Origin of the sequence: Vibrio sp. YT-16, assembly GCF_033337405.1 — a bacterium.
GTDB lineage: Bacteria > Pseudomonadota > Gammaproteobacteria > Enterobacterales > Vibrionaceae > Vibrio > Vibrio alginolyticus.
The window spans coordinates 1-1,014 of record NZ_JAWOQQ010000171.1 but is presented as its reverse complement, the minus strand read 5'-3'; the positions used below and the strand labels follow the sequence as shown (position 1 = coordinate 1,014).

Below are 1,014 nucleotides of genomic sequence, written 5' to 3'. Positions count from 1 at the left end.
CTCTTCTTGGGATAGCTTTACAACTTCTGCCCAGTTCTTCTCAAAACCGGCCCAGTCATTATTAGCACGCTGTGTTCGCCAAGCGTGCTCACACTTCGAACCGGCAAGAGAACTTGCTTGAACTAATGATTCTGGAAGAAGGTTTGCAAGCTGCCATTCGCGTTTCATTTCACGTAACATGGCTCGCTCTTGCGTGGCGAGGGTTTCTTCTTCTGCTAGTGCAAATAGATCCTCAAGATGCGGCTGAGTCATGAGCGAGTGGATGTGTACTTCAAGTTCAGCCATTGCGTTGGAGCGTGCTTCAGCACCGCCTGATGGCATCACAGCAGCTTGATCCCAGCCTACAATTTCTAATAAATGGCCAAAGTTGGCGACTTTTTTTGAATGTTCGACGAGTTTTGTAAATGCATTCATTGTGACTACTCTTATTTTTGTTCTTTCCCTAAACACCCGAAAAGGGTCCTTCACATCAAGTCGCGCTAAGCAACTGAAGTTAATTTACTAATAATTAACATTTAATGACGTCTCATTGTCCACAAATTCATCCGGTTGTATAGCGCGCTTAAAAAAGAAGCTTGCGAATCGAGTTGATTGGCGGTATTGATGACACATTACCCATTAATTATCACAACAATATGGACATACTAAATTTTGAAGCGTTTCTTATCGCTATCACGATTTTAACGCTGACGCCGGGGCTGGATACCGCATTAGTTCTTCGTAATACAAGTCGTTCGGGCTTAAAAGATGGGTGTACAACAAGTTTAGGCATTTGTTTTGGCTTGTTTGTACATGCGTTTTTCTCTGCCGTGGGCATTTCTGCCATCCTTGCACAATCCGCAGAGCTATTCCAAATCGTTAAAATGATTGGTGCCGCGTACCTCATTTGGCTTGGTATCAGCAGTTTGAAAGCGCTAATGGCATCGGGCGGAGGCATTACTGTCGCTGAACAAATTCAGCAGGTATACAGTGGAAAACGTTCGTTTAGAGAGGGCTTTCTCTCAAATGTACTAA

The 1,014-nt window shown here is 44.0% G+C and carries 1 protein-coding gene and 1 pseudogene; one reads left to right on the top strand and one right to left on the bottom strand.

Annotated elements, in window-relative coordinates; genetic code table 11:
* Positions 1 to 414 (bottom strand): annotated as a pseudogene (locus tag R7F07_RS25540) (carboxypeptidase M32); the annotation flags it as partial.
* 221 nt (positions 415 to 635) lie between these two features.
* On the opposite strand from R7F07_RS25540, the gene R7F07_RS25535 reads away from it, so the two are divergent.
* The coding region (locus R7F07_RS25535; protein WP_318110713.1) for a LysE family translocator at positions 636 to 1,014 on the top strand (379 nt) is incomplete at its 3' end.